A 26,002-nucleotide genomic window follows, 5' to 3' on the forward strand; every position below is an offset into this window, starting at 1 on the left:
TAAGAACTTCTATGTTTTCATGCTTGCTATTAAACAGACTGACATTTACCGGCGATGGGAACGTAAGCTCAGCGATTCGCGCGCCAAATTGCCGCCCATATTTTCAGGCTGGCCAACGGATTAGCTGGCGATGTAAAACCCGTTGGCCAAGGCATCAGTAAACTGCGTATTCATCATGGCCCAGGATATCGTGTCTATTTTAAACAACGCGGTAATGAGCTTGTCATCCTGTTGTGTGGTGGCGATAAAAGCACACAGCAAAACGATATCGATACAGCGCAGCGTCTGGCAGCAGAATGGGAGGAATCATGAGCGATAAGATTTACGACTATGACCCAGCAGCAGCCTTAGAGAACGATGAAGCCATCGCGCTCTTTCTCGCTGATGCGCTGGAAACCGGAGATGCCACTTATGTTGCTAAAGCGATGGGTATCGTAGCGCGCGCTAAAGGAATGACAGAGCTTGCTCGCGAAACCGGCCTCTCCCGTGAGCAGCTCTATCGTTCGTTCAGCGAGCAAGGCAACCCAACGCTGAAGACAATGTTGGCCGTCATGCGTGCACTGGGTATGGACTTGACGGCGAAGCCACACCAAGAAGAACCAACAGCATAAAACATTGCCTTTGTGTTTGATCTGACCAAGCGCTCTGCCGTAATAATTTCCTTCCCGAATATCTGAAAACGTTTGGATGCCAATAGGCAGCTTGCGGCGGTTGGCGTTGGGCACGGTGGCTTCCCGCGGTCCACGTACATCATTAATGCCTAATAGCACAGCGTTATTACACAAAGAGGTCGTAGGTTGACGATTCAATCCATCTTTTGGCTGCGCGCTTTTCTCGTTTACCTGGCAGCTGCTGTATTCCAGCCCGCATAAAATAAGCACTAATCCGACCAGCGTGGAGGGGAGCATTGGCTCGCCAACCACAAGGTAGAGCAGCAGCAGCGATACCGGCGGGGATAGGAAAGATCAGGTTAGAGACTTTAGCCGTGCGGGACACTTTTTGTACGGCCATTTGCCAGAGTACAAAGGCAACGCCCATTTCAAACAGGCCGACATAAACGCCTGCGCCTATCGCTGGCCAACCATGCCACTGCAAGCCTGGGCCAAGCAGTAACAATATGGTTAGCACCGGTAACCCAACGCTAAAATTTTGCCACTGGCCTACCAGGGGTTGTCGTTGATCCCGCGCGTTGAGCAGCCAGTAGAGTGCCCACAATAGGGTTGATGAGAGCGCCAGCAGCACGCCCAAGGGGTCTTCAAACGCGACATTGAAGACATTGCCCCGCGTAGCAATTACCCAAACGCCGCTATAGGCCACCAACCCCGCCGCCACATCCAGGCGGGTTAAGCGGTGCCCCAGTAACCGCACCGCCAGAAACGCCATGGCAAGCGCCCAGGTGTAGGTCAGCGCCATGGCCTCTTGACCCGGCAGCCGGTCATAGGCGGCAAATAGCACCAGATAGTACGCCACGGGGTTCATTAGCCCGGCCCAGAGCGCTGTTCGCCAGCCTTGGCGCAGCGGTAGCGGCATATTGCCCTGTTTGATGACCAGTGCGCCCATCAACAGCCAGGAAACCAGCGCCGCTATCCACATCAGCTCCAGGGGGCTCATCCATGCAAGGGCTACCTTGAAGGCGGTGGCAACGGTCGACCACAGTGCTACAGCGCCCAATCCATACAGCATCGCCTGTCGGTCTTGGGTCATCGGTCGATATGCCCCAGGTCGCGGGCAGGGTCGATCTGGTCATGCACTTGCTGCTTGAGTGTTTTGATGTCGGGAAAGCCACCATCGCGCTTGCGCTCCCATAGCAGCGTGTCGCCACACCAGATCTCAAACGTACCGCCGTGGGAGGGGGAGAGCGCGACCTCTGTTAGCTGCTCGCCAAACGTGGAGAGAGGTTCTTGGGCATACCAGGCGCTACGCAACAGCCACTGGCATTGGGTACAGTAGCGAATGTGAATGCGGGTCATCTTTTTGAGTCCTTATCTATCCGTTCCTTTGAAACGCAGGTTTTTACAGCACAGGCTTTTGGAACACAGGGCTTTTTAAATACAGGTTTTAAAATACAGTGTGGCATCCTAAGTAGGCATTCTGTCATCTTAAATTAGCAATCGCCAAGGAACCGACATGGCTCAACCGGATGTTTCACAGACGCAGTTATACGAGTGGCTGACAGTCGATGACGATAGCCGTATGTGCGACGATATACCTGACAATGCCTGCCAAGAGCAGCCGCACAACTTTTTCCTGCACCTTTTCGCTTCGTTAGGCAATAAGTTAGCGGATGAGCTGTCGAGCGCCCGCTTAGTGCTGCCCTGGCTGCTGGGTATTATCGGCGCTCCGGTATGGATGGTGGGGTTATTAGTACCGATTCGTGAAGCAGGCGCCCTCCTCCCCCAGCTGTTTGTGGCTGGCTTTATTCGTCTAAAACCCCAGCGCAAGTGGGTGTGGGTGGCGGGGGCTGCACTGCAGGCAGTGGCGGCTCTCGCTTTGGCGTTGCTGGCCCTGATGGGCAGCGGGGCTATCGGTGGCTCGCTGGTGTTGGCCGCGTTGGTCATGCTCTCCTTGGCACGGGGGCTCTCCTCCATTGCTACCAAGGACGTGCTCGGCAAAACCATCGCCAAGCGGCGCCGCGGCACTTTGATGGGCTGGAGCGGCAGCGTCGCGGGTGGTGCAACGCTGGTTGCCGGCGGCGTATTGATATGGCTTGGTGACCGCCCCGGCAATTTGGCATTGGCCATACTTTTGGGCGTGGCGGCCGCTGGCTGGTTACTCAATGCGCTGAGCGCAGCCCGCCTTAAAGAGGTGCCAGGTTCCATCGAAGGCGGCGAAAACGCCTGGGATAGCATTAAGCTGGGGCTATCTCTACTGCGTGAAGACCGCACGTTTTTACACTTCAATGTCGCTAGGGCCCTGCTACTTTCAAGCGCACTGGCGCTGCCCTACTTAGCGCTACTCGGCCAGCAGCAGAGCGGAACCGAGCTGGGCGGCCTAGGCATTTTAGTGGTGGTATCCGGCCTAGCCGCTATGGTGGCAAGCCCGATATGGGGAAAACGCGCGGATCAGTCCAGCCGCCGGGTCATGCGCGACGCTGCCGTGGGTACGGTGTTGTGCTGCCTCTTGGGCGCGTCCCTGGCTTGGCTGCCGGGCAACTGGACGCAGAGCGTTTTACCCTATGCCGCTATTTATGCACTGTTGGTGATTGTGCATCACGGTGTTCGCCTGGGTCGCAAAACCTATTTGGTGGATATTGCCAGCCAAGACAATCGCGCCCTTTACGTAGCGCTTTCCAATACGCTTACGGGCGTATTGATGCTGGTTGTCGGGGGTATTATTGGCGCGTTAGCGCAATGGCTGGGGAGTGCCATGCTACTGGTGGTATTGGCGCTCACGGCCTTAGGTGCCATGCTCAGCGCACAGCGATTACCGGAAGCCGAATAGCGTTGTTGATTGCAAAGCACCGCAACGCTCGCCATGATGGGCAGCAGTTGGCGGTAGAGAGCTGTTTTTTTGCTATTCTACCTCTATTCGGTGGTGTGAAATTCCGCATCGTCCTGCAGTAAGAGAGCCCCGCGTTGATGAACAGCGCCACGGCTACGAAAGAACGAAAGCAACAGGAATCCATTGATGAAACGATCTCCCTTGATCAACCCGGAGTTACTTGAGCGCATTATTGACGCTTCTGAAGATGGCATCGTCGTTGCGGAGCAGGAAGGTGACGAAAACATCCTGATTTACGTGAATAAGGGCTTTGAGCGCTTAACGGGCTACAGTGCGGATGAAATTCTGTATCGCGACTGCCGTTTTCTGCAAAACGAAGACCGCGACCAGGATGCGCTATCGTCGATTCGCGAAGCGTTACAGGATGGCCGCCCCTCGCGGGAAGTGCTGCGTAACTACCGTAAAGACGGCACTATGTTCTGGAATGAGCTGTCAATTACGCCAGTTTATGACGAAGCCGACAACTTGATGTACTACATCGGTGTTCAGAAAGATGTGACCGAACGAGTTGAGGCCCAATTGGCACTGGCAGCGCTAAAAAATCAAGCAGGAAAACGCCAAATAAACATTTGTCATCATAAAAACAAAGATAGGGCTTGAACTTCAATCCAAGTGGCGTTATATAGCGGCTAGGCGCTTGTTTAGCGTTAGGCGCTTCTTACTTTGCTTCTGTTGGGTAAGGAGCCGTTGTGATGCCGGTGCGCCGGCTTGGGTTGGAGGGCATACCATGAGCCGTGACCCCTTAAATCGTGAAACCTACACCAACGATGGGCTTGATGCTGACGAGTTTGATAACTTGGATGCAGTCAACGACGATCACTACGGTAAAAGCAAACCCAGTAAAGCGGATACCCTGCGCGCTCGCCGTCAGGTAGAAGCGTGGCTTGAAGAGCGTCGCTTACAGCGCGCGATTGAAGATGACTGGGACGAAGAAGAGTAGCGCCTTGCCAATCTGTTAAGCGTTTTCAAGGTGGACATACCCGAGGGGCACCCAAATGAGTGCCCCTTATCTTTGCGGCTTGACCACTCTACGCTTGCCCCACTGCTTTGCTGGCCTTTAGCCGCGCTGGGCACTATCATCTGTGCACCAAGCCAGCAGATTTGCTGGTCTCGCTTTTACCACAACCTAACGGATTTCCATGGCGCAATACGTATTCACCATGAATCGGGTTGGCAAAGTAGTGCCGCCCAAAAAGCAAATTCTCAAGGATATCTCGCTCTCGTTCTTCCCTGGCGCCAAGATCGGCGTACTGGGCTTAAACGGTGCCGGTAAATCCACGCTGCTGCGCATTATGGCCGGTGTCGATAAAGAGTTTGAAGGTGAAGCTCGTCCGATGCCCGGCATCAACGTGGGCTACCTGCCCCAGGAGCCGCAGCTGGACGACGAGAAAAACGTTCGGGATACCGTCGAAGAGGCCTTAGGTGCCATCAAAGAGGCGCAGGAAAAGCTAGACGCGGTATACGCCGCCTACGCCGAACCCGATGCCGACTTTGACGCCCTGGCCAGCGAGCAGGCACGGCTTGAGAACATCATTGAAGCTGCCGATGCCCACAACCTTGAGCGTAAGCTGGAAGTAGCCGCAGAAGCGCTGCGCCTTCCGCCGTGGGATGCCAAAGTAGGCAACCTTTCTGGTGGTGAGCGTCGTCGTGTGGCGCTTTGCCGCCTGCTGCTCTCAAGCCCGGACATGCTACTGCTGGACGAGCCCACCAACCACCTGGATGCTGAATCCGTGGCGGGGCTAGAGCGCTTCCTGCACGACTACAACGGCACTGTCGTTGCGATTACCCACGACCGTTACTTCTTGGATAACGTCGCGGGCTGGATTCTTGAGCTGGACCGCGGCCAAGGCATTCCGTTTGAAGGCAACTACTCCCAGTGGCTTGAGCAGAAAGAGCAGCGCCTGACCCAAGAAGCCAAACAGGAAGCGTCTCGTCAGAAAGCCATCAAACAAGAGCTTGAGTGGGTGCGCAGCAACGCTAAAGGCCGCCAAGCGAAGAGCAAAGCGCGTCTTAACCGCTTTGAAGAGATGCAGTCTGGCGATTTCCAGAAGCGTAATGAGACCAACGAGATCTACATTCCGCCTGGCCCGCGCCTGGGTGACAAAGTGATCGAGTTCCACAACGTTACCAAGCGTTTTGACGACAAACTGCTCTACCAGGATCTCTCCTTTACCATTCCCCAAGGGGCGATTGTTGGCATTGTGGGCGGTAACGGTGCCGGTAAATCGACGCTGTTTAAGCTGGTAACGGGCAAAGAGCAGCCGGATGCTGGCGAAGTGGTAATTGGCGAAACCGTTGATATCGCCTACGTTGAGCAGCTGCGTGACGCCCTAGACGACAAGCAAACTGTCTGGGAAGCAGTGTCCGATGGCCAGGATATTCTCAACATCAATGGCTATGAAGTTTCTTCGCGGGCCTACGTTGGTCGCTTTAACTTCAAAGGCAACGACCAGCAGAAGCGCCTGGATGAGCTTTCCGGTGGTGAGCGTGGCCGCCTTCAGCTTGCACAAACCCTGAAACAAGGGGCTAACGTGCTGCTGTTGGACGAGCCCTATAACGACCTGGATATCGAAACCCTGCGTGCCCTGGAAGAAGCCCTGCTCGCCTTCCCTGGCTGTGCCATGGTGATCTCTCACGACCGCTGGTTCCTGGACCGTATCGCCACGCATATTCTGGCGTTTGAAGGCGATTCAGAAGTGGTGTTCTTCGACGGTAACTACACCGAATACGAAGAAGATCACAAGAAACGCGTCGGTAATGACACGCCAAAGCGCATGAAGTACAAGCGCATCGACGCCTAATGTTTTAGGCGTTACGCAATGCAAAAGCCCTGCTGGCGTTTCCCGCCGCAGGGCTTTTTTATGGATGGCTGTTTACCGTTGGTCGGCGAGACAGTTTAGCCTGCGGGCCAGGTAAACTCGCGCCCACCCATTAAGTGCATATGGATATGGTAGACGGTCTGCCCGCCCATTTCGTTGCAGTTCATCACCACACGGTAGCCATCCTCGGCAAACCCCTGCTGCTTAGCAAGCTGCGCGGCGGTGTGTTGCAAGCGGCCTACGAGGGCTAGGTCGTCGGCGGCAATATCGTTAAGCGTCGAGATATGCTTTTTAGGGATAATAAGCTGATGGGTCGGCGCTTGAGGGCTAATGTCGTTAAACGCCAGCACGTGCTCATCTTCAAACACGATATCAGCGGGAATGTCGCGGTTAATAATTTTGCAGAACAGGCACTCCATCGCGGCCTCCTTGGGGTTGGCGCGTTTATTATCGATAAAAGGCAGCCCCGCTTACCCCGTTAGCGAAAACGGCGCTGCGACAGCAAGTGGCGAACCAGCGGTGCCAGAATCAGCTCCATCGCCAGCGACATACGAGCGCCGGGCACCACCAGGGTATGCGGGCGGGTCATAAAGGAGTCTTTAATCATCGCCAGTAACCAAGGGAAAACGACGGTTGAAGGGTCGCGGAAACGGATGACCACAAACGACTCCGAATCGGTCGGAATATCCTGCACTTCAAAGGGGTTGGACGTATCGACCGTGGGCACCCTCTGGAAGTTGATATGGGTACGGGAAAACTGTGGCTGGATATAGCGCACATAGTCATCCGTACGGGCCAAGATAGTGTCGATCACCGCTTCCTGAGAGTAGCCGCGCAGCTTCGTGTCCCGGTCGATCTTTTGAATCCACTCCAGGTTCATGGTCGGCGCAACACCCACCAATAGATCCACATGGCGGGCAATATCGTACTCTTGGGTCACTAACCCACCGTGCAGCCCTTCGTAAAACAGCAAGTCAGTGCCGCAAGGCAGCGACTGCCACTCGGTGAAGGTGCCCACCCGATACCCGGATTCAATTTTCTGCTTATCTTCCGCATGGATATAGTGCCTGAAGGTGCCAGCACCGTGCTCTCCGTACTCGATAAACAGCCCTTCCAGGCGATCAAGCAAGTTGGCTTCTACGGCAAAGTGGGATACCTCATTTTTCCGTTCTGGCTCTTCACGGAAAATGCGCTTTAGGTCATCGCGGGTATAGCGGTGAAACGCATCCCCATCCACCATGGCAGCATGCACATCTTCACGCAAAAACATGCGCTCAAAGCTGCGGCGCACGGTAGTGGTACCCGCCCCTGACGAACCCGTTACCGCGATGATGGGATATTCTCGGGACATTATCCCCCCCTTGCATCAGCAAGCGTTTGCTTCACCGCATCGGGAATCGCTACCGGGCGGCCAGCAGCCAAGTCAATCAGTAGTTTAGTCACCCGAGCGGTAGCCACCACATCGCCCGTTTCCGCCTTAGTCACCCGATGGAACACCGTTAAGGCTTTGCCTTCTGGGTCGGGCACTGCCGTTTCTATCACCAGCGCATCGGGAAAGCGGGCCTCCTGTTGATACTGCACGGCGAGGTCAACCACAACGCTTGGGTAGCCGTGCATATCCCACTCGGGCAGGTCGAGGGAGGCGAAGGCCTGCATGCGAGCCTCATGAAGCAGCGATACCAGAGCATCATGCCCCAGATGGCGGCCGTAGTTCATATCCGTCACCCGCACAGTCAGCGGATGACGATGGATAACCGCTGCGTTAGGGAACTCCAGCGAAACACGCTCCATAGTTCAACTCCTTGTCGGGGGACGGTTTGACCTTAAAAGGCCGGTAATTACTGCTCGCGCGCGATGGCACGGAAAGCGATATCACGACGGAACTCAACGCCATCCCAGTGAATCGCTTTAACCCCTTGGTACGCCTGCTGCTGGGCAGCTGAGACGCTATCGCCCAGGGCGGTCACACACAGCACGCGACCGCCAGCAGTGGTGATATCACCCTCTGCGTTTTGCGCCGTCCCTGCATGGAAGACTTTGCACTGCGCCTGCTCGGCATCGGCTAGGCCGTGAATCACGTCACCTTTGCGGTATCTGCCGGGGTAGCCACCTGCCGCCAACACCACGCCCACCGCTGCGCGGCTATCCCACTCGCACTGCTTGTCTGCCAGTTCGCCCTTGGCACCTGCTAAACAGAGCGCCGCTAAATCGGAGATAAGGCGCATCATAATCGGCTGGGTTTCCGGGTCACCAAAACGGCAGTTGTACTCGATTACTTTGGGGTTGCCTTGCGGGTCAATCATTAGCCCCGCATACAAGAAGCCGGTGTAGGCGTTGCCCTCTTCCGCCATGCCACGCACGGTGGGCAAAATCACTTGCTCCATAATCCGCGCATCTACTTCCGGGGTCACTACGGGGGCCGGGGAGTAGGCTCCCATACCGCCGGTATTGGGGCCGGTGTCGCCATCGTAGGCACGCTTATGGTCTTGGCTGGTGGCCATAGGCACGACGTTTCCGCCATCCACCATCACGATAAAGCTGGCTTCTTCACCTTCCAAAAACTCTTCGATGACGACTCGTGCGCCAGCGTCACCAAAGGCGTTGGCTTCGAGCATATCGCGGATTGCCGCTGCGGCTTCCGCTTCGCTCATGGCGACAATCACGCCTTTACCTGCCGCTAAGCCATCGGCCTTAATCACAATGGGCGCGCCCATATCAGCTAAATACGCCAATGCTGGCTCGACAGCGGTAAAAGTTTGGTAATCGGCGGTGGGAATGTGATGGCGGGCCAGAAAGTCTTTGGCGAACGCTTTGGAACCTTCCAACTGTGCCGCGCGCTTGCTGGGTCCGAAGATGGTCAAACCAGCGGCTTGGAACCGATCCACTACGCCTTCCACCAGCGGAGCTTCTGGGCCCACCACGGTTAGCGCAATCTGCTCTTGCTGGGCAAACGCCACCAAGGCATCCAGGTCTGTTGCGCCGATAGCGACATTGGTCAGCTTAGGCTCTGTGGCGGTCCCTGCGTTGCCATGTGCCACAAACACTTGCTCGACATCCTTTGGATTGGGCAAGTTTCCAAGCAAGGGCATGTTCGCGGCCACCGCCACCGATCATCAAAACTTTGATGGGTATCCTTCTCAAACGGGAGAGCGTCGTTGGGGCGCATTATGCCACAACGCGTCCCTAACGTGGCCTAAAGGGGGATTAGGAGTTTTTGTCCGTTTTGTCGTCGTCATCCGTTTGGGTAGGCTGGTTCAGCGCATTTTGCCAAAAGCGCATATTCTCTTCGGCCAGTTCACGCATAAACTCAATGGGTGAGTGGCGCATCGCCTGCTGCCACTGGGTCTGCATGCGCTTTTGCTGCTCCAGCATCAGTTGGGTGCCCTGCTCCAAATAACGCGCCAGCGGCAGCGGTGAGGACATATCGTACACACGGATCAACTGGGCCAGCAGGTCGTTCGAGAACACTTCGGCTTCACTATCCGCCTGCTCCTGTTCGATAATGATCGATAGCAAAATGGTGCGCGTCAGATCTTCGCCGCTCTTGGCGTCTTCAACGCGAAACGGCTCGTCTTCACTGATTAAACGCCGCAAGTCTTCAAGAGTGACATAACGACTCTGCTGAGTATCGTACAACCTGCGGTTGGCATATTTGCGAATTACGCGCACAGCGCATCTCCTTAAACGCGATAGAGGCTTTTGTCGCCGTTGCTGCCATTGTGCCTGCAACACGCGCCCATGCAAGCCAGCTTAGCGGATTAGTGCTGTTAAGTACGCCTTTCCTATGACCAATAGACGACAACTATGAATTTGATAATGCTAGACCCGAGCGAGTTCGATGGTCACCACGCTCGTATTACCGATGCGCGCCGCCTGACCCATCTGCATGAAGTACACCGCGCCAACGAAGGCGATTGCTTAACCGTGGGTATTCAAGGCGGCACCATGGGTAAGGCCACGCTAACGGAGCTCAACAAAACGCAGGCTCTGTTTGCGCTGGGAGATATCAACGAACCGCCGCCGCCTGCCCTGCCCGTTCATCTTGTCCTGGCTCTGCCGCGCCCGCGTATGCTGGCACGCACGCTGGAGCACGTCACGGCGTTAGGAGTCAAAGAGATTACCCTGCTGCACACTAAGCGGGTGGAAAAGAGTTACTGGCAGTCGCCGGAACTGCGGCCAGAAAAAATTCATCAGCATTTGATACTTGGGCTAGAACAAGCGCGGGATACTCAACTGCCTAACGTGACGCTCTGCAAAGGGTTTCGTCCTTTTATGGAAGAGCAGCTACCGGCACTTCTAACAGAACGAAGAGGATTGGTTGCCCACCCAGGCATGGAGCACGCTTGCCCACGCGGCATTAATGAGCCAACGCTATTGCTGGTAGGACCTGAAGGCGGGTTTATCCCGTGGGAAGTGGAGCAGCTACTGGCGGCAGGCTGCGAGGGAATGCACTTAGGCCCTCGCATCCCACGGGTAGAAACCGCCGTCACAGCGCTACTGTCACGGCTGTTTTAGGCGCTTAAGACTGCTCGTCTTTCGGTCGTGGGGAACGTAAGTGGCATTCTCCCCACACTCGGGTTCTTGCAGGAAGGTGTTGCGCACATCCAACAGACCAAGGTGGCTAATGGTGCGCCGCCCCAGCAGCAGCGGGTAGTTCATCTCCTCACGGTTGCGTAGGCTGAACTGCTCTTCGTAAACGGAGTCGCCCATGCACACATCCATTAGCACCACAGGGCGTTCGTCACGGCCGCCGGCACCACGCACCGCTTGCTCGCGATAGAGTGGGCGCTCGATTTGATCACTAAAGGTCTCGCCGCTCTCCTGGTCTTCAAGCTTCAAACGAAAGCGCACCCACTCTTCGCCATCTTTTTCAAACATCTCGATATCACGGGCATCCAGTGATGAGGTAAGTGCGCCGCTATCCAACTTGGCCTTGACGGCAATCCCCCATGGCTCGATGTAAGCGTTTTCGACCCAGCCGAATACGTTATCCTCAGCCTGTGCGGTAGCACTGACCAACAGGGAACCAGCCAATACGCTCGCCCCCAACACCCCTAGAAATGCTTTTCCCATTGTGACTCATCCTTGGTGAGAAGTTTGCCTAGCTATCAAAGAGATTCGAACAGCGATGAAAGCGCCCTGCGCTAGCGCAGCCGTTCTAACAGCGACTGAGTGGCAAAGCCATCCGGCACTAGGCCTTGGTCCCGCTGGAAGGCACGCAGCCCCGTCTGGGTATTCGGCCCCATAATGCCGTCGGCAGTGCCTACCGCGTAACCGGCGTTGTTCAAACGCTGCTGGAGCGTTCTGACATCGTCACGGGTTAAAGGTGCCTCATCGCGTGGCCATGCTTGCGAAATGCCCTCTCGCCCAGCAATGGCGTCGGCTAGCGTAGCCACGGCTAGCGCATAGCTAGTGGCGTTATTGTAACGCAAGATGGCGTGAAAATTTGGGCCTACGATAAACGCAGGGCCATTGGCCCCTGCCGGAACAATCACTGCGGCGCTATCGAAGGAAGGCAGGTCACCGTTCACCGCACGCACGCCTTGCGCGGCCCACTCAGCGCTGCTCTTGCGGCCGGTTTGGGCGTAATCAAAGGAGGTAGGTAGCACGACCTCGGTACCCCACGGCTGCCCGGCCTGCCAGCCTGCCCGCGCCAAATAGTTTGCGGTAGAGGCCATCACATCCGGGATACTGCCCCAAATATCGCGGCGACCATCGCCATCGCCATCCACCGCGTAGGCCTCAAAGCTGCTGGGAATAAACTGGGTATGCCCCATCGCTCCCGCCCAAGAGCCTTTCATCTGCTCTGCGGCAATGTCGCCCTGGTCAATAATACGCAGCGCGGCAAGTAGCTCACTACGCGCAAAGTCGCGCCGACGGCCGTCATAAGCCAGCGTGGCGAGGGACTCTAGCGTCGAGAAATCACCAAAGTTGCTACCGTAGTTACTCTCAACGCCCCAGATGGCCACGATGATTTCTGCTGGTACGCCATAGCGCTGCTGCATCTGTTGGGCTGTTTCACGGTGTTGCGCGTACTTCTCCTGACCATTGGCAATACGCGTGGTAGACACAGCACTATCCAAATACTGCCAAATGGCACGCACAAACTCAGGCTGGTAGCGGTCTAATTCAATCACCCGCTCGCGGTAGCGCAGGCCATCAAAGGCGGAGGCTAGCGTCGCTTCGCTAATCCCTTGGTTGGCGGCATAGCGACGAAACTCGCTTAACCACTGATTGAAGTTGGCATAGCGCACCTCTTCAGCGGCTCGTGCATCTACCTCGGTCATTAGTTGCGGGCTGGCGTGTGTGGCAGGGCTGTGGAGAGCAAGCGTCGTAGCGGCAACGAATAACAACGGTAATACAGCGGCTCGGCGTGTATTCAACGAATTGTTATGTTTCAGCGACACGGCGGGTAATGACACGGGTATTAACGGCATAGCATTCTTCTCTCAGCAATCCTTGGCGTGAGCTGGATGATGGCTCAGAAATGAGGGAGATACCACCCCTAGGCCGCTAAGCGCCACAAAACGCATAGATGGCAAATGGCGACGACAAAAGTCAGCACGCAGCGCAATTTAAGGTACCAAGGAGCAAAGCCTTCTCGCCCCTCGCGGCTAATATCGTAACCGCCCATGAGTACAAAGCCTGCCAACAGCACCCATAACCCCGTTACCGGGCTAAACAGTAACGCAGGCCATGCGATTAAGCTGGGCACCATGGCGAGGATCAGCCGTCGGGCATTATTCGCGCGAGGCACTTGAAGCGCGCTGCCCCAGTGGATACCTCCCAAAAATGACAGGATGACAGCGCCATAGTAGGTAAAAGCGTAAATGGAACTTACCTGCCAAACGGTAGGCGCCACCCAAACGGCAATGCTGCTACCTATGAAAGGGAGCAAGCCGGCGAGGCCTAGTCCCCATGCTAGTCGGCGGTCACTGACCATTGAAATCATACCTATTCATCCGTTTCTTCAAATTCTGTGGCAGCAATCAACCATCGCTGCCATTCACTAGGCAGCACACAGGGTGCTTCAAACTGAGAGGGGGCTATCCGCCAGGGCTGGTGTCGCTCTAAACCGAAGGGCAAAGAATCAAGGGCTGGCAGCCAGTATGCTACGTAAAGCCCTTTGGGGTCGTAATGGCCCGCTTGCTTTAGTACGTTGAAATACCTATCTTGGCGCGGGTCGCGGCCTACACCGGCAATATAGCGCCAGTTGCCCAGTTGCTCGCCACATCATAATCAATCAGGCAGTGCTCGAACCACCAGGCCCCCAACCGCCAATCTACCTGCAGGTCCTTCACCAGAAAACTTGCCACGTTCTGGCGTGCACGGTTTGAAATCCAGCCAGTTCGCTTAAGCTCTAGCATGGCCGCATCAATAAACGGCACGCCCGTTTCGGCATTGCGCCAGCGGTTGAACGCTTCGTTCGCCGGAGGTAGCTCTTCGCGACCAAACAGCGCTGCCCCCTCCAACTGTGCTGCGCGGTGAAAGTAGTCGCGCCATAGCAGCTCGAAAATAATCCAGTAGCTGGATTCACAGCTGCCGTTAACGGCTTCCCACTCTTTTACTCCTTGATGCACTTGGCGTGCGGTGAGACAGCCTCGTGCCAGCCAGGGGGAAAAGCGAGTTGAAAAGTTGGCGCCTAATAGCCCGTTACGGGTTTTCTTATAGGACTCTGCACCATTTTGCCGCCACAAATAGTGCTGCAAGCGGTCGTTAGCGGCAGACTCTCCACCTACAAAGACAAACCCTTGGCGCTGGTCTGGCTGCCACGCAGCGCTCGTTTCGCACACGGCTTTCAGTGGTGGAAAGCCACGTGGAGCACTCTCAGGCCAAGTCGGTAGGGTCACCGGTGCGGGTGTCGGGGCGGTAATGTCGCACTGTTTTTCTACGCTACGACGAAACGCCGAGAAGCTTGCGGGAAGATTCGCGAGTTCGAAGGGTAGCGCAGCTGCATCAATCAAGTAGCCGCTATCAAAGCGACGAAGCTGGCAACTGACAGGCAGATTCGCTGCAACGCGATGAATATTTTGCAACTCTTCGCACCCTGAGTGCTCAGCCACCCTCACTTCTCGGGCGTTAAGCGTGGTCGCCATCTCGACCACCACTGCTGCCGGGTCGCCAATACGTACCAATAAGTCGCTGCCACGCTGTAATAGCTCGCCGCGCAGCTCCATCAGGCTTTGCCATAAAAAGCGCAGCCGAGCTGGCCCTAACCTGGGCGTACTATCATCGGGGACAGCCGTTTCTAACCAGCGCTGATCAAGCACATAAAGGCAAAGCAGCTGGTCGGGGGATCTATCGAAATGTAATAAGGGGTTGTCGGCTACTCGAATATTGTCCTGCAACCAGACAATATTAGTCGTGCTGTTCATGCTCTTGCCTCCTCGGCGTGCTGTGCTGCTTGGCCTCGCGACGGCAACGTTCGCTGCAGAAGCGCACCTCGTCCCAGCAGCGCGCCCATTTTTTCCGCCAAGTAAATGGGCGCTGGCATTGAACGCAGTCTTTTTGCGGTAAGTCTTGTTTCCGTCTCATCTATCCATCTCGCTGCGTGCTAGTTGCCACGCCACGCTGTAATACATGGACATAATATCTTATACAGTACAATTATTGTACATAAATTGACATAACAGTTTTCCAGAATTGCGCCTCTATTTCGGCTTTTTTAGGCATAAAAAAAGCCACGGACGAGGTGGCTTAAAGAGGTCGTTGGTAGTGCTAGTCGCGCTAATCTGGGTCGGTGTTACGCGGGTGTCGCTTGGCGTTTTCCTGGGTTTCCATGCCGCTTTTAAGCTCATGGGTAAGCGGGTCGTAGTTAGGACGCAATTCATCTTTCACCGTGCCGCTCCACAGCCTTGAGCCTACGAAGTATCCGGCCCTCCCAATCACGTGGGCGGCAATCGGCGCAGTGATTAAGATAAACACAATAATGGCAAACGAGCGTGCCACTACGCCCACTTCAGCAAAATGCATGGCCGATGCCAGCATGATTAAAATCACCCCCAGCGCCGCCGCCTTGGTGGTGGCGTGCATACGCGTCAGCAAGTCAGGCAAGCGAAGTAAACCAACGGCGGCTAACAGCATAAAACTAGACCCTGTTAGCAGCATGGCCCCTTTAATTACATCAATCATCCCGCGGCCCTCCACGTTCTAAAAAGCGCGCAAAGCCAATGGCGGCTAAAAAGCCCATCAGCGCAATCACGATCGCGGCGTCCAAGAAGCTCGAGACGCCCGATTGAATCGCATACACACCGACAAGCCCCACCACGGTGGTTGAGAATAGCTCCAGGGCAACCACGCGGTCCGGCAGGCTAGGGCCGCGTACCACGCGGACAAACGTCAGCACCAGTGCAAACCCCATAATCACCTGGCTGATTAAAATAACGGTATCCATTAACGAAATAGCTCCAGTGCCCGGTGTTCCATCTCTTTTAGGTTGCGCCGCAGCTCCTCCTCGTCATCCAAAAACATGGCGTGGATATAGAGCACTTTACGGTCATCCGAGACATCCAGGCTTAGCGTGCCCGGGGTGAGTGAGATCAAATTCGCCACAATGGTGATTTCCATTTCGGTACGGGCCGAAAGCGGCAGTGCAATCACACCCGGCTGCATATGCCAGGGCGGTGTTACGATATCGAAGGCAACCCGCAGATTGGCGCGTACCAGTTCCTTAATAAAGAAGCCATAAAGCCGATAATACGCGGCACCCGGGCAGGATAGCCTTTTAGGGCGTCTACCTGGGGCTCAATCAGCACCAGGGCGATATAGCCGAATACCATGCCGACTAGCAGGTTCAAACCCGAGAAGTCGCCGCTGAGCAGCACCCAGGCTAGGCCTAATAAGAGGTTCCAAATTGCGCCGGTCATGGTACCTCCTCTCCGCTATCACCCACCTGCACCGCTGGCTCAAGCAGCGCCGCCTCTGCGCTGGCCGAGGCCCCAAGCACCGCTTCAATGTAACCTGACGGTGTCATTAGCTGCTCACCAATTTGGTTCATTACCAGCATAATAGGCTCCGCAAACACGCCTATCAGCAGTGACATCATGGCGAGCACTATTACCGGCAAGTACATCATCCACAGGCTGGGCTTGAGCAAACGCCCATCATCCCCTTCCGGTGTGTGTGTTTGGGGCACCTGATTCTCTTCGGGCAGCGCCTTCCAAAACACTTCGTTCCAGATTTTCACCATGGAGTAGAGGGTCATCAGCCCCACTGCTAAAGCAATACCGGTCGCCACATACGCCTCGGCTTCTAAGCCTGCGCGCACCAGCACGAATTTGGCAAAGAAACCCGACAGCGGCGGAATGCCCGCCAGAGAGAAGGCGCTAATAAAGAACGCCACGGCCAGCCAAGGGCGTTCACGATATAGCCCGCCCATCTTTTTAAGCTGGTAAGTGCCCTGTAGGCGGTGGGTAATCCCGCTAATTAAGAACAGGTTCGTCTTCACAATGATGTTGTGCATGATGGCAAACACACCGCCTGCAATCGCCAGCGGCGTATAGAGCGCCAGCCCCAGGATCATATAGCCAATCTGGCTGACGATATGAAACGAGAGGATACGCCGGAATTCATACTGGGCGGCCGCCCCCAGCACGCCGGTCACCATAGTGAGAACGGCCCCCCACAGCATGATGTCCTGTAGGTAGCCCATGGTCTGATCGAAGATTAGCGTAAATACCCGGAACAGTGAGTAAACGCCCACTTTGGTTAACAGGCCTGCAAACAGTGCGGATACTGCCACCGGAGGCGTGTGATAAGAAGCAGGTAGCCAGAAAAACAGCGGAAACGCAGCGGCTTTGATACCAAAGGCCACCATAAACATCACCGCCAGCACTTCGACCCATGGCTGTGCTCAGCTTCATCCATGCGCAGCGCGATATCGGCCATATTGAGTGAGCCCACCGTGCCGTAAAGCAGGCCTACCGCAGTGAGAAAAATGACCGATGCCAGCAGATTGAGCGTCACATACTTGATGGCGCCCTCCATCTGCGCGCGCTCGCCTCCCAGCGTCAGGAGCGCAAACGAAGCCACCAGCATGACTTCAAACCAGACATAGAGGTTGAAGATATCGCCAGTTAAAAAAGCACCCGCCACACCCGCCAACAGCAGATGCATGAGGGGGTAGTAGCCAAATCTTTCATGCCCCCGGCCGGTGGTCGCCAGCGAGTAGATCCCCATGGCCAAGCCAATGATTCCGGTGAGCAGAATCATCACAGCACTGAGCATATCGGCGACGAGAGTGATGCCAAAGGGTGCGGGCCAGCTGCCCATTTGCATGGTGATGTAGCCATCTTCCAACACTGCGACAAACAGCCAAAGACTCACGACAAATAGTGCGACGTTGCCAGCCACGGCAATAAAGCGCTGCATGGGCCGCGAGCGCCAAAACATCAGCGAAATGGCCCCGGAAAGCAGCGGCAGCAAAACGGGAAGTGCGACTTCAGGCCTCACGTGTCGGTATCCTTCATCTTGTCTAAATCATCTGCCTTAACGATTTCGTAGGCCCGGCGGATCAATACCACCGCAAACGCCAATACCCCAAAGGCAATCACGATAGCGGTAAGCACCACCGCTTGAGGCAGTGGGTCAGCGACATCGCCCAAAGGCTGCATCATCCCTTCAGGAATCAGCGGCGGTGCGCCACGGGTCATACCGGCGGTAGTAAAAATCAGTAGGTTGGCGGCATTAGAGAGAGCAACAAGCCAATCACGAGTTTGACGATAGAGCGGCGTAGCATCATAAAAATAGCGGTGGCGTATAACAGACCAATCGCCAGTGCCATTAACGGTTCCATGGGCGGCCCCCTGCAAATAGTGGGTTGGGTAACTTACGGCTCATCCTTATCCACCTCCATTAATGCCATGACCATGCCCATCACCGACCCCAACACCGCCAGATATACTCCGATATCAAAAATCAGCGGCGTAGACGCTTTAAAGTCGATCACCGGAATCGTCCACCACTGAGCGGTGAAAAAGGGCTGCCCCATAAACCATGCGGGCACCACCGAGATCATTCCCAGTAACAGGCCTGCGCCGATCAAGTCTCGGGGGTCGACCATGCGCAGCACCTCTTTGGTGGCGCTGACCCCGAAGGCAAACAGGTAAAGCGTGAACGCCCCGGCGGCCACCAGCCCAGCAATAAAGCCGCCACCCGGCTCATCGTGGCCACGCAACAGCAAAAAAACAGAGAACATCAGTTGCAGAGGCATCAGAAACCGCGCTGCCGTATTCAGAATAATCGTGCCTGATTTAACCATCGTAGGGCTCCTTCACGCTGGCTTTGTCGCTATCCGTCGCTTTGGCAGCTGTCTCCCCATGACGCAGCTTTAGCATCGCAATCACACCAATCGCGGCTAACGCTAAAACAAACATCTCGCCGAGCGTATCGAGGGCACGATAATCTACCAAAATGACGTTGACGATATTGCGGCCATGGGCAAGCGGTGCGCTGTTTTCCACCATATAGGTAGAGATCGATTCAAACTGGTCGATACTCCAGGCGGTTATGATCAGCAAAAAGATCAACACCCCCATGGTGGCCGCAACAGCCCCATCACGGATGCGCTCAAGGTTGGTGGAGAGGTTCGAAAAACGCGGCAGCCTAAAGAGCACAAGCACCAGCAGAATCACGGTCATGGTTTCTACCAGCAGCTGGGTAATCCCCAAATCTGGCGCGCTGAACAGAATAAAGATCAGCGCGATGGAGAAGCCCATAATGCCCACCGATACTACGGCGCCTAAGCGGGAGCGTGAAATTGTGGCAAACAGCGCCCCCATTGCCATGGTGCCCACCACAATGACTTCATGGAAACGCACGTCTAGGGAGAGCGCCAGCTGCGGAGAGTGGCGCAGCAGTATGGAGTTGCCAATCAGCGCGATCAGCACTACCAGCATGACCAGGATGTAATTGCGCATATAGCCGTTTTGCAGCAGGCGTGTCTGCCATTCAGAGAAGCGCACGATGCCATTCATCAAGCCTTCGTACCCCGCCTCGGGGCCATGACGCATCACAGGTGCCAACCTGGCTAACTGGGCGCGTACGCTGTCCCACCGCTTGAACAGCAAAAAGCCGAGGATCAAGCTCACCACCGACATAATCAGCGCCACGTTGACCCGTACCACAGCGACAGCGAGACCGGCAGCGTCTCCCCCGCCACCGCCGTTGCTGCCGAGGTCAAGAGCGCATCGGCCCCTAGCACAGCAGGGGCCAAGCCAAGCGCGAGCGACCCGAATGCCAATAGGCCTGGGCCTATCAGCATACTCAACGGCGCCTCATGGGGTATTTGGGGAGTTTCATGGCGTGCGCCGTAGAACGGCCGTAGCGCAATAATCGCCGCCACCGCAATGGTCAAGATGGCTGCCAGGAAGGCAAACAGCACCAGCAACAGTTGAACGCGCTCGGCGCCTAACGCTGCCTCCAGCATGAGTTCCTTACCGATAAAGCCAAACAGCGGCGGCACCCCTGCCAAGGAGAGCGCCGCCACAAAAGCGATCACTGCCGTGACAGGCATAACGCTTCGTAATCCGCCCATGGCGGTGACGTCTTTCGTGCCGGTTTCATGGTCAAGGATGCCCGCCACCATAAACAGCGCCCCTTTATACATGGAGTGGGCGAGCAGAAAGGTGACAAAAGCGGTCATGGCGTATTCGGAGCCCATCCCCAGCAGCATGGGTGAGCGTTCCCAGCGCCATAATGGTGGAGTAGGCCAGCAGCTTTTTGATATTGGTATGGTGAATGGCTAAGAAGGCACCCGTCAGCATGGTGGTCGCCCCCACCACTGAGAGTATTGTCACCCACATGGCCGTGCCACCCAACTCCGGCTGTAGGCGTGCCAGCAGGTAAATCCCCGCTTTCACCATGGTAGCGGAGTGCAGGTAGGCCGACACAGGGGTCGGCGCCGCCATAGCGTTAGGTAACCAGAAGTGGAATGGGAACTGCGCCGACTTGGTAAAGGCTCCTAGCAATAAGCAGACCAGCATAGGGGCATAAAGCGCATGCTGGCGCAGGTCATCGTCTGACTGCAAAATCTCACTCAGAGACCAGCTGCCGCTGGCGATACCCAATAGCACCAAACCTGCCATTAACGCCAAGCCACCAGCAACCGTCACAAAAAGCCCCTGACGAGCGGATTTGCGTGCTTCAATATCGGTATGGTTAAAGCCAATCAGCAGGTACGAGGTGATGCTGGTCAGTTCCCAGAAAATAAACAGCGTCAGCAGGCCGTCCGCTAACACAAGCCCCAGCATAGAGACCATAAAGGCGACGAGGGCGAGGTGAAAACGGGCAATATCTTGGTGGCCTTTTAAGTAGCCACCCGCATACACCAGGACACAGGTGCCAATCACCGTGATCAGCAAGCCAAACAGCAGAGAAAGGCCATCCAGTAAAAAGCTAAGGCTAATGCCTAGCGAAGGCACCCACGACCACTCAAGTAACTGAGGCCCGTCACTCAACACCAGGGGCGCTTGACTAAAAAGCCAACCAGCCAGCAACGCCGGAAACAGCGCAAGCAGCAGGCTTGTTCGCTCCCCAAACCAACGGTTGAGCAGCGGTGAAGACGCTGCCAACACGAAGCCCATTAACACGGCAAATTGCATCCGGCGCTTTCTCCCTAGTGACGTTCATTCATCCCAATAAGCCGCCTATACAGGTGCATAAGCCGCTTAAACGTTGAATAAGTGTGATTTTATATGCACAAACCTTATACCAGCGTTTCTCACATTTCTAGAAAAGTCGGCCCCAATAAAAAACCGCCTAACGTAATACGCTAGACGGTTTTTATAGCAAATACGTGACTTTACGGTGTCGACAACCAGCCAGAGAGCTCGTTATTGACCACTGCTAACAGTGCATCGATATGGTCATCGCGGTCATTCAAACAGGGGATATAGCTAAAGGTTTCGCCACCCGCTTCCATAAAGCTGTCGTGGATCTCCTCTTTGATCTCCTCAAGGGTTTCCACACAATCAGAAGAGAATGCTGGCGAAAGAATCGCAATATGCTTATGCCCCTGCTTGGCCAGCTCGGCAACGTGCTCCACTGTTTGCGGGCCAACCCACTTCTCGGGGCCAAACTGCGACTGAAAGGCGGTATCCACCTCCTCCTTGCTTAAGCCCAGCTTCTCACGCAGCAGCCGTGTGGTTTTCTGGCATTGGCAGTGGTAGGGGTCGCCTTCCATTAAATAACGCTCAGGCACCCCATGATAGCTGGCAACTAACTTGGTCGGGCGGCTCTCAAACCCGTCATAAGCTTCCTGTACCGAATTCGCCAGCGCCTGGATATAGGCAGGATGCTCAAAATAAGCGGGCACGGTGCGAATATAGGGTGCCACTTCATCTTCATCAGCGTGCGAAACGCCTGATCATTCGCCGTCGCGGTGGTGGGCGAGCCGTATTGCGGGTAAAGCGGGAAGAACACAATGCGCTCGCAGCCCTTCTCTTTCATACGCTTTAGCACGCTATCGGTGGAGGGGTGCCGTAGCGCATGCAGAAATCAACTTCTACATCATCGCCATACAACGCCTTTAAGCGCTCGGTCATTTTTTCCGTTTGGGCACGCGTGATGGTTAGCAGCGGGCTTTCATTCTTCTCATTATTCCAAATACTTTTATACGCATGGCCAGATGAAAAAGGCCGCTTGGTGAGAATGATCAGCTGCAGCAGCGGCTGCCATTTCCAACCGGCATAATCCACAACCCGTTTATCGGATAAGAACTCGCTGAGATAGCGGCGCATAGACCAGTAGTCGGTGGCATCGGGCGTTCCCAGGTTGGCCAGAACCACGCCCACCTTGGCGCGGGGAACCGCAGGGTGACTGCTGGGCGCATGAGTTAAACGCCCCTCACCGGGTTGATCCTTTACAACGCTATCGGCCATCTCGCTCACTCCTTAGGTGCAGTACATAATGGGCAAAATCTTAACACTTTTCGGCAAAGTCGCGGCATAAAGTTATACTATCAACATTATTTGTATAACTGCAGGCTAACTCATGTCTAAGCCGTTACTGCTCGTATTGGGTGACCAGCTCACGCTGACGCTTCCAACGCTTTGCGACGCGCCTTCCAATGCGGTGGTTGCGCTATGCGAAGTGGCTGAAGAAGCACGCTACGTGCCACATCATCTGCATAAAATCGGTCTATTCATGGCCGCCATGCGTCACTTTGCCGTCACTTTAAGAGATAAAGGCTACACGGTGCACTACAGCCGTATTGATGACGCAGACAACACTCACTCACTTATTGAGGAAGCCGAGCGGCTCGCCAAGCAGTACGGCTGTGACGAAATTCGCGTCACCCGCCCCGGCGAGTGGCGACTGTGGAACGCGACATGCAGCAGCGCCAAAACAACGCTCTATCCTGGCAGCTAATGGAGGATGATCGCTTCTTCACCACACCAGACGACTTCTCACGCTGGGCAGAGGGTCGCAAACAGCTGCGTTTGGAGTACTTCTACCGAGAGCAGCGCAAGCGCACCGGATTGCTCATGGAAGGCGATACGCCGGTTGGCGGGCAGTGGAACTACGACCATGACAACCGGGAGCCCATTAAAGCAGCATTGAGCTTCCCCGCCTTGCCTCAGCACGGCCAGGATAGCGTAACCAAGGAAGCCCTTCATGACGCGGCGCACTATTTTGACGACCACATGGGGTCGATGGAGACGTTTAATCTACCGGTAACACGCCGCCAGGCTCTGGTAGATTTACACCACTTTATAGAACACGGGCTGGCGGATTTTGGCCGCTACCAGGATGCGATCAGCGATAGCGCACCTTTTCTCTACCACTCGCGGCTCTCTGCGGCGATGAATATCGGCCTGCTCTCCCCTGTTGAAGTGTGCGAAGCCGCCGAGGCGCACTACCATGCGGGCAAGGCGCCGATTAATGCGGTGGAAGGGTTTATCCGCCAGATCCTTGGCTGGCGGGAGTATGTGCGTGGGCTTTACTGGACTCAAATGCCCGGCTACAAACAGAAGAATCAGCTAGGGTTTACCCGCGAGCTTCCTGCCTTCTATTGGGATGCGGATACCGACATGCGCTGCCTACAGCGTGCTATCCAAATGACCATCGATAATAGCTACGCTAATCATATCCAGCGGCTCATGGTGACCGGCAACTTTGCCCTGCTCTGCGGCATAAAGCCCGAGGCGCTGTGTGACTGGTATCTGGCCGTTTATGCAGATGCCAGCGAATGGGTGGAACTGCCGAACACGCTGGGTATGGTGTTACATGCAGATGGAGGGCTGATGGGCTCCAAGCCCTACTGCGCGTCGGGTAAGTACATCGATAAAATGTCCGACCATTGCCAGCACTGCCGCTACTCTCCCAAAGAGATCACTGGCCCCAAGGCCTGCCCGTTTAATAGCCTTTATTGGCATTTTCTGGAAACCAACGCCGAACAGCTCAACCGCAACCCGCGCATGAAACTCATCTACGGTTCGCTTTCGCGCATGAAAGAGGAGAAACGCGAGGCGATTCGCCAGCAGGCAGAGCAGTTTCTCGCCAAGCTACCCACCAGTGAAGGCTACGGCCAGCCAGCCCACACGCAAGGCTATTCTCATCAGGAGACCCGCTCATGAGCCGATTCGCGACGCTAAACGCACAGGCCCCCGTCACGCTTTATCACGATGGCCACTGCCCATTTTGTCGGGTCGAAGTTGCTTGGCTTGTCAAGCACCGTCATCAAGAGCGCGTAAGGCTTATCGATATTCAAAGCAATGAGTTTAACGCAAGCGAAATCGGCCGCAGCTTCGATGCCATGATGGGGCAGCTGCATGTGCAGGATAATCAGGGGAGATGGTTTATCGGCATGGACGCCAGCCGGGCCCTGTATGCGGTGTTGGGCTACCGGCGGCTGGTAAGACTTTCTTGCTTACCGGGCCTGCGAAGCATGATGGATGCAGGCTACCGTTTTTTTGCCCGACGCCGTATCCGGCTGGGGCTGTGGTGGGAAAAGCGTTAGGTTAAACCGTGAACCAGTGATTAAAACACTAGCGGCATACGCGAGGTCAGCGGCGAGCTGTAATGGGCGTCGCGACCAATCACTTCATCCTGCGGCACATGTTGCACCAGGTAAGCGCGATGGATGCCTGCACGTTTTAGCTCCAGATAAACGTCATCTAATGAACGGAACAGCATCGGCTTATTACGTTGCATCAGCATATGGCGTTCGCCTTCTACATCTTCTAGCTCTACTTGGTAGAAGCGGCTTCCCGAATGGGTAATCACCCGAATTTCAAAGTTGTCGTGACTCGCGACGAACTGTTTGAGCGCTTTCAGTTCCATGGTTCCCTCCTGTTATTGGTCATCGTCATGGAGCACAGCATGACGCGGCCCCATGACAATAATATTACCTTGGCACTAACTGCCTAAGAGGGCAATAACAGAAAAGAGTTCCTGACCAATTCGTCAACTTATGGTCGATTTACTGATACTCGGACGGGTCAATCGCCTTACCCAGCGAGTTGCGGTCAATCCAATTACCGCCTTTGGTCTCTTTGTACCGAAACACTACTTTGTCGCCGACCGCGACGGGAAGCTCAGCATCTTCCGTTTGGTAGCTGTATTCTCTCCCTCCACTACCAGAAAGTAGCGATAAAGGTCGGGCATGCCCAGCCACTCTTTAAAAGGCCCCTCGCGCTCTAGCGACTGGAGTTCACCACGGCCTTCCAACTTAGGAAGACGTTTGCGGTTACCGCGCCTAAAACCACCTGCCATTTGCTACTCCTGTCTATCTATCTGCTCAAGGCTATCTGCTCAATAGGGTTGCGCATTATACGTTCTCCCCCATGTCGCTCAAGTTAATCGCCAAACGCTTCGCCGTAGCTATCGGGAGCCAGGTCCTCAAAGCGCGTGTATTTACCAATAAAGGCCATGTGCACCGTACCAATCGGCCCGTTACGCTGCTTACCGATGATCAGCTCCGCAATCCCCTGGTTGTCAGGGTTATCCGGGTTATACACCTCATCCCGGTAAACGAAGGCAATGACGTCAGCATCCTGCTCGATCGCTCCCGAGTTATGGCTCACGATACCGTCGGCTAACCAGCACGCATCCCCCGGTACGGTTAAGTCAAACACCTCTTCTTCCCCACAGGAACGTATCTCGACGACCTGATCCCAAAATAGCTCGCTGGAGGCTATTTGCGATAAAGCAGCATCACCGAGCACGTCAGCGTAACTGCTGAGCGTGGCCCGTGAAGGTGCGAAGCTAAAGTGCGATGCGCCGCCATAGGCCGTACCCCGCATCGCCGCCATTTGCCGCTGGCTGATCCCTTTTGCCGCCATAGCTTGTTTAACGTGATCAAATACCTCCTGCGGCAAAGTATCGATATTGGTGTTGGCCGTCATCGTTGACGCTTTAATTCGCTCCAGCGCTGGCTGCTGATGACCAAATGCGCCAATCAGCCGGGCGAAGCGTTGCTGTTGCTCGCTTCCCGATACATCCGCGGTATACCATCCGCCACCTTCACCCGATAGAACGTGACAAATTCTGGCCACAATACCGAAGCGCAGCAGCAGGGCGCTAACGTCATCAATAAGGCGACGGCTAACCGTTGCGAAGTAGAGCCGGGTTCGGCCATTTTTATCCGTCGTAATGCTGCCGTCGGTTGCCCACAGATGACGCATAAATAGCGCCAGCTGCTGATTGGAGAGCTTGAAAACATCGCTAGGAATATACTTTTC

The 26,002-nt window shown here is 55.4% G+C and carries 21 protein-coding genes and 12 pseudogenes; 9 read left to right on the top strand and 24 right to left on the bottom strand.

Features of this window, described 5'->3' with window-relative positions; genetic code table 11:
• Positions 1-87 precede the first annotated feature (87 nt).
• Both B4967_RS13300 and B4967_RS13305 read left to right on the top strand, forming a co-directional pair.
• The gene (locus B4967_RS13300; protein WP_479694234.1) at positions 88-312 is read left to right on the top strand and encodes a type II toxin-antitoxin system RelE/ParE family toxin; all 225 of its coding nucleotides are present in this window, start codon (positions 88-90) and stop codon (positions 310-312) included.
• Positions 309-611: an addiction module antidote protein gene (locus tag B4967_RS13305; RefSeq protein WP_083025790.1), complete on the top strand. Its 303-nt coding sequence runs from the start codon at positions 309-311 to the stop codon at positions 609-611. The genes B4967_RS13300 and B4967_RS13305 overlap by 4 nt, the downstream gene beginning before the upstream one ends.
• A 231-nt stretch (positions 612-842) precedes the next feature.
• Here the strand turns inward: B4967_RS13305 and B4967_RS13310 are convergent.
• A pseudogene (locus tag B4967_RS13310) lies at positions 843-1,704 on the bottom strand (DMT family transporter); the annotation flags it as partial.
• Complete coding sequence (locus B4967_RS13315; RefSeq protein WP_083025710.1) at positions 1,701-1,970, bottom strand: Rdx family protein; 270 nt, start codon at positions 1,968-1,970, stop codon at positions 1,701-1,703. The pseudogene B4967_RS13310 and the gene B4967_RS13315, both read right to left, overlap by 4 nt.
• A 157-nt stretch (positions 1,971-2,127) precedes the next feature.
• Here B4967_RS13315 and B4967_RS13320 point away from each other — a divergent pair, with 157 nt between their 5' ends.
• The 4 genes from B4967_RS13320 (at position 2,128) to ettA (ending at position 6,302) form a co-directional block, all read left to right on the top strand.
• A complete protein-coding gene (locus B4967_RS13320) occupies positions 2,128-3,441 on the top strand; it encodes an MFS transporter (RefSeq protein WP_083025711.1) in 1,314 nt (437 codons plus the stop codon).
• Between the two features lie 186 nt (positions 3,442-3,627).
• Positions 3,628-4,101: a PAS domain S-box protein gene (locus tag B4967_RS13325; RefSeq protein ID WP_083025713.1), complete on the top strand. Its 474-nt coding sequence runs from the start codon at positions 3,628-3,630 to the stop codon at positions 4,099-4,101.
• Between the two features lie 127 nt (positions 4,102-4,228).
• Positions 4,229-4,441: a PA3496 family putative envelope integrity protein gene (locus tag B4967_RS13330; protein WP_044628513.1), complete on the top strand. Its 213-nt coding sequence runs from the start codon at positions 4,229-4,231 to the stop codon at positions 4,439-4,441.
• A 199-nt stretch (positions 4,442-4,640) separates the two neighbouring features.
• Complete coding sequence (gene ettA / locus B4967_RS13335) at positions 4,641-6,302, top strand: energy-dependent translational throttle protein EttA (protein ID WP_083025714.1); 1,662 nt, start codon at positions 4,641-4,643, stop codon at positions 6,300-6,302.
• 95 nt (positions 6,303-6,397) lie between these two features.
• On the opposite strand, the gene B4967_RS13340 is transcribed toward ettA, so the two are convergent.
• The 5 genes and pseudogenes from B4967_RS13340 to phaR form a co-directional block, all read right to left on the bottom strand.
• Positions 6,398-6,739 (bottom strand): histidine triad nucleotide-binding protein, encoded by a 342-nt coding sequence (locus B4967_RS13340; protein ID WP_083025716.1) that lies wholly within the window; start codon positions 6,737-6,739, stop codon positions 6,398-6,400.
• Between the two features lie 59 nt (positions 6,740-6,798).
• Positions 6,799-7,671, bottom strand: coding sequence for a phosphoribulokinase (locus B4967_RS13345; RefSeq protein ID WP_083025718.1), 873 nt, complete (start codon positions 7,669-7,671; stop codon positions 6,799-6,801).
• On the bottom strand, positions 7,671-8,111 hold the full coding sequence (locus B4967_RS13350) for an acyl-CoA thioesterase (RefSeq protein ID WP_083025719.1): 441 nt from the start codon (positions 8,109-8,111) through the stop codon (positions 7,671-7,673). Before B4967_RS13350 ends, B4967_RS13345 begins: the two co-directional genes overlap by 1 nt.
• Before the next feature lie 47 nt (positions 8,112-8,158).
• Positions 8,159-9,446, bottom strand: a pseudogene (gene purD, locus B4967_RS13355) (phosphoribosylamine--glycine ligase).
• Between the two features lie 78 nt (positions 9,447-9,524).
• Complete coding sequence (gene phaR / locus B4967_RS13360; RefSeq protein WP_083025722.1) at positions 9,525-9,989, bottom strand: polyhydroxyalkanoate synthesis repressor PhaR; 465 nt, start codon at positions 9,987-9,989, stop codon at positions 9,525-9,527.
• Positions 9,990-10,124: 135 nt separating this feature from the next.
• Between phaR and B4967_RS13365 the strand changes: the two genes are divergently transcribed.
• On the top strand, positions 10,125-10,835 hold the full coding sequence (locus B4967_RS13365) for a 16S rRNA (uracil(1498)-N(3))-methyltransferase (protein WP_083025724.1): 711 nt from the start codon (positions 10,125-10,127) through the stop codon (positions 10,833-10,835).
• Here B4967_RS13365 and rloA3 read toward each other — a convergent pair.
• The 13 genes and pseudogenes from rloA3 to hemH all read right to left on the bottom strand — a co-directional run bounded on the left by rloA3 (position 10,821) and on the right by hemH (position 22,198).
• On the bottom strand, positions 10,821-11,393 hold the full coding sequence (gene rloA3 / locus B4967_RS13370) for a retropepsin-like aspartic peptidase RloA3 (protein ID WP_083025726.1): 573 nt from the start codon (positions 11,391-11,393) through the stop codon (positions 10,821-10,823). The two genes, B4967_RS13365 and rloA3, sit on opposite strands and share 15 nt — an antisense overlap.
• Positions 11,394-11,464: 71 nt before the next feature.
• Positions 11,465-12,757, bottom strand: a complete 1,293-nt coding sequence (locus B4967_RS13375) for a lytic murein transglycosylase (protein WP_083025728.1) — start codon at positions 12,755-12,757, stop codon at positions 11,465-11,467.
• Positions 12,758-12,825: 68 nt separating this feature from the next.
• Complete coding sequence (locus tag B4967_RS13380; RefSeq protein ID WP_083025730.1) at positions 12,826-13,272, bottom strand: DUF3429 family protein; 447 nt, start codon at positions 13,270-13,272, stop codon at positions 12,826-12,828.
• A gap of 2 nt (positions 13,273-13,274) precedes the next feature.
• Positions 13,275-14,695 (bottom strand): annotated as a pseudogene (locus B4967_RS13385) (DASH family cryptochrome).
• Entirely contained in the window at positions 14,679-14,855 is a 177-nt protein-coding gene (locus tag B4967_RS13390) for a DUF2256 domain-containing protein (RefSeq protein WP_083025732.1), read from the bottom strand. Before B4967_RS13390 ends, B4967_RS13385 begins: the two are co-directional and overlap by 17 nt.
• 192 nt (positions 14,856-15,047) lie before the next feature.
• Entirely contained in the window at positions 15,048-15,452 is a 405-nt protein-coding gene (gene mnhG, locus B4967_RS13395) for a monovalent cation/H(+) antiporter subunit G (protein ID WP_044628503.1), read from the bottom strand.
• The gene (locus B4967_RS13400) at positions 15,445-15,714 is read right to left on the bottom strand and encodes an MrpF/PhaF family protein (RefSeq protein ID WP_083025733.1); all 270 of its coding nucleotides are present in this window, start codon (positions 15,712-15,714) and stop codon (positions 15,445-15,447) included. The genes mnhG and B4967_RS13400 overlap by 8 nt, the downstream gene beginning before the upstream one ends.
• A pseudogene (locus B4967_RS21060) lies at positions 15,714-16,186 on the bottom strand (Na+/H+ antiporter subunit E). Before B4967_RS21060 ends, B4967_RS13400 begins: the two are co-directional and overlap by 1 nt.
• Positions 16,183-17,771, bottom strand: a pseudogene (locus tag B4967_RS13410) (Na+/H+ antiporter subunit D). The pseudogenes B4967_RS21060 and B4967_RS13410 overlap by 4 nt, the downstream one beginning before the upstream one ends.
• Positions 17,768-18,114 (bottom strand): annotated as a pseudogene (locus B4967_RS13415) (Na+/H+ antiporter subunit C). Before B4967_RS13415 ends, B4967_RS13410 begins: the two co-directional pseudogenes overlap by 4 nt.
• A 33-nt stretch (positions 18,115-18,147) precedes the next feature.
• A complete protein-coding gene (locus B4967_RS13420) occupies positions 18,148-18,579 on the bottom strand; it encodes a Na+/H+ antiporter subunit B (RefSeq protein ID WP_083025735.1) in 432 nt (143 codons plus the stop codon).
• A pseudogene (locus B4967_RS13425) lies at positions 18,572-20,920 on the bottom strand (putative monovalent cation/H+ antiporter subunit A). The gene B4967_RS13420 and the pseudogene B4967_RS13425 overlap by 8 nt, the downstream one beginning before the upstream one ends.
• Positions 20,921-21,120: 200 nt before the next feature.
• Positions 21,121-22,198 (bottom strand): annotated as a pseudogene (gene hemH / locus B4967_RS13430) (ferrochelatase).
• 112 nt (positions 22,199-22,310) lie between these two features.
• Between hemH and B4967_RS13435 the strand changes: the two are divergent.
• Positions 22,311-23,896, top strand: a pseudogene (locus B4967_RS13435) (cryptochrome/photolyase family protein).
• Positions 23,893-24,279 (top strand): thiol-disulfide oxidoreductase DCC family protein, encoded by a 387-nt coding sequence (locus B4967_RS13440; protein WP_083025737.1) that lies wholly within the window; start codon positions 23,893-23,895, stop codon positions 24,277-24,279. Before B4967_RS13435 ends, B4967_RS13440 begins: the two are co-directional and overlap by 4 nt.
• A gap of 20 nt (positions 24,280-24,299) precedes the next feature.
• Here the strand turns inward: B4967_RS13440 and B4967_RS13445 are convergent, their stop codons facing one another.
• From B4967_RS13445 to B4967_RS19685, 4 genes and pseudogenes are all read right to left on the bottom strand, one after another.
• Positions 24,300-24,602: a DUF6482 family protein gene (locus B4967_RS13445; protein WP_074210310.1), complete on the bottom strand. Its 303-nt coding sequence runs from the start codon at positions 24,600-24,602 to the stop codon at positions 24,300-24,302.
• Between the two features lie 139 nt (positions 24,603-24,741).
• Positions 24,742-25,034, bottom strand: a pseudogene (locus B4967_RS13450) (hypothetical protein).
• An 83-nt stretch (positions 25,035-25,117) separates the two neighbouring features.
• Positions 25,118-25,333 (bottom strand): annotated as a pseudogene (locus B4967_RS19680) (DnaB-like helicase C-terminal domain-containing protein); the annotation flags it as partial.
• A gap of 27 nt (positions 25,334-25,360) precedes the next feature.
• Positions 25,361-25,945 (bottom strand): annotated as a pseudogene (locus B4967_RS19685) (LAGLIDADG family homing endonuclease); the annotation flags it as partial.
• Positions 25,946-26,002: the final 57 nt, after the last annotated feature.

Source organism: Vreelandella lionensis (assembly GCF_002087295.1).
In the GTDB taxonomy this organism is placed as follows: domain Bacteria; phylum Pseudomonadota; class Gammaproteobacteria; order Pseudomonadales; family Halomonadaceae; genus Vreelandella; species Vreelandella lionensis.

Coding starts and splice junctions, on each gene's coding strand:
- B4967_RS13305 (WP_083025790.1), top strand. CDS start 309: ATGAGCGATAAGATTTACGACTATGACCCAGCAGCAGCCTTAGAGAAC.
- B4967_RS13315 (WP_083025710.1), bottom strand. CDS start 1,970: ATGACCCGCATTCACATTCGCTACTGTACCCAATGCCAGTGGCTGTTG.
- B4967_RS13320 (WP_083025711.1), top strand. CDS start 2,128: ATGGCTCAACCGGATGTTTCACAGACGCAGTTATACGAGTGGCTGACA.
- B4967_RS13325 (WP_083025713.1), top strand. CDS start 3,628: ATGAAACGATCTCCCTTGATCAACCCGGAGTTACTTGAGCGCATTATT.
- B4967_RS13330 (WP_044628513.1), top strand. CDS start 4,229: ATGAGCCGTGACCCCTTAAATCGTGAAACCTACACCAACGATGGGCTT.
- ettA (WP_083025714.1), top strand. CDS start 4,641: ATGGCGCAATACGTATTCACCATGAATCGGGTTGGCAAAGTAGTGCCG.
- B4967_RS13340 (WP_083025716.1), bottom strand. CDS start 6,739: ATGGAGTGCCTGTTCTGCAAAATTATTAACCGCGACATTCCCGCTGAT.
- B4967_RS13345 (WP_083025718.1), bottom strand. CDS start 7,671: ATGTCCCGAGAATATCCCATCATCGCGGTAACGGGTTCGTCAGGGGCG.
- B4967_RS13350 (WP_083025719.1), bottom strand. CDS start 8,111: ATGGAGCGTGTTTCGCTGGAGTTCCCTAACGCAGCGGTTATCCATCGT.
- B4967_RS13365 (WP_083025724.1), top strand. CDS start 10,125: ATGAATTTGATAATGCTAGACCCGAGCGAGTTCGATGGTCACCACGCT.
- rloA3 (WP_083025726.1), bottom strand. CDS start 11,393: ATGGGAAAAGCATTTCTAGGGGTGTTGGGGGCGAGCGTATTGGCTGGT.
- B4967_RS13375 (WP_083025728.1), bottom strand. CDS start 12,757: ATGCCGTTAATACCCGTGTCATTACCCGCCGTGTCGCTGAAACATAAC.
- B4967_RS13380 (WP_083025730.1), bottom strand. CDS start 13,272: ATGATTTCAATGGTCAGTGACCGCCGACTAGCATGGGGACTAGGCCTC.
- B4967_RS13390 (WP_083025732.1), bottom strand. CDS start 14,855: ATGAGACGGAAACAAGACTTACCGCAAAAAGACTGCGTTCAATGCCAG.
- mnhG (WP_044628503.1), bottom strand. CDS start 15,452: ATGATTGATGTAATTAAAGGGGCCATGCTGCTAACAGGGTCTAGTTTT.
- B4967_RS13400 (WP_083025733.1), bottom strand. CDS start 15,714: ATGGATACCGTTATTTTAATCAGCCAGGTGATTATGGGGTTTGCACTG.
- B4967_RS13420 (WP_083025735.1), bottom strand. CDS start 18,579: ATGGTTAAATCAGGCACGATTATTCTGAATACGGCAGCGCGGTTTCTG.
- B4967_RS13440 (WP_083025737.1), top strand. CDS start 23,893: ATGAGCCGATTCGCGACGCTAAACGCACAGGCCCCCGTCACGCTTTAT.
- B4967_RS13445 (WP_074210310.1), bottom strand. CDS start 24,602: ATGGAACTGAAAGCGCTCAAACAGTTCGTCGCGAGTCACGACAACTTT.